The following is a 1,173-nucleotide window of genomic DNA, read 5'->3' on the forward strand; positions in this document are numbered from 1 at the left end:
AACGGCGGCAGCAGAAAGCATATTAGCATCTGAAACAAGAGCATTTACAGAATCAATACATTGATTCAAATTGATCTTGATCTCGTTGAAATCACCTTTATATTCATCGGTAATTGGAGCAGGGATGTCACCTTTGGAGATACGGTCGATGTATTCAGCTGCAACATTAAGCGGACCTATGATTGCATCAAGCACCTGATTGAAGCCTTTCGGGATGTCTATGAAATCAATTCCGACGTTTGTGCTTGCTCTCTTATCGAGTTTACCATCAAGGGTATCTTTGGTCAATTGTTTGAAGTCATCTACTATATCATTTATGGATTTTGATATTAGTCTGGAAATGAAAAATGCCATTATTATTCCAATTAAGATCGCAAATGAGAGAATAACAGCTAATGATGTAATTGCACCTGACATTTCATCTTCCATCTTCGCTTTCTGATCTGCACGGGCTGCATTGGTTATTGTTTCAACAGATGCAGCACTCTCTACCATAGTTGTTCTGGCAACTTCCTGCTCTTCAGCATAAGAAACATAAGAATTGAAATCGGTTTTGTATTCTGCAGCTGCAGAGGCTATTGCCTGGGCAGCTTCTTTGTCTGCCTGGGTCTGGAAACGTGAATCAAGGGTATTGGCAATGACAATTATCTCATCCATAATATCATTGACATTTGTTGCATACTCATCTTCAAGGTGAACCATGTAGCGTAATCTTTCACCACGTGACTGGAGGTTTAACTGTAAAAGCTGATTCGCATAAGCAACATTTGCGGACTCTGAATTGATAACATTATTATCTGCATTTTGTGCAATTGCCTGATTGAGATCTTCTTCCTGAGTATCACGTATCTGGTTGATAAGATCATCAAGAACAAGACCCTGCTGAACTAATGTAGCTTCAGCTTCTTCCTTTTGATTTTCAAGGGTTACATAATTGTTGAATGCTTCATCATAGCTTAGTGCAGCTGCCTGTACATCATCCATTTGCTGATCGTTAACAGGGTCATTGAAAATAATCTTAGAAGATTCTGCCTGAGCTACAATTTCTTCCACATGCGCATCTACCTCTGCAACATAAGCAGGATCCTGTGTTAGCTGATAGCTTTCCTGCGATATACGGGCATCTTTCATGTATTTGACAAGGCGGTTCATATCATCCGCCTTTACTACCCT

Annotated in this window: 1 protein-coding gene; it reads right to left on the minus strand. The window is 39.9% G+C overall.

The genetic code is table 11. The features are described 5' to 3' along the window. Nucleotides 1-1,152, minus strand: a 1,152-nt coding sequence (locus J2746_RS14580; RefSeq protein WP_245250200.1) for a methyl-accepting chemotaxis protein, incomplete at its 3' end; no start/stop codon positions are given. Between the last annotated feature and the right edge of the window lie 21 nt (nt 1,153-1,173).

Source organism: Methanolobus bombayensis (assembly GCF_017873415.1).
Classification (GTDB): domain Archaea; phylum Halobacteriota; class Methanosarcinia; order Methanosarcinales; family Methanosarcinaceae; genus Methanolobus; species Methanolobus bombayensis.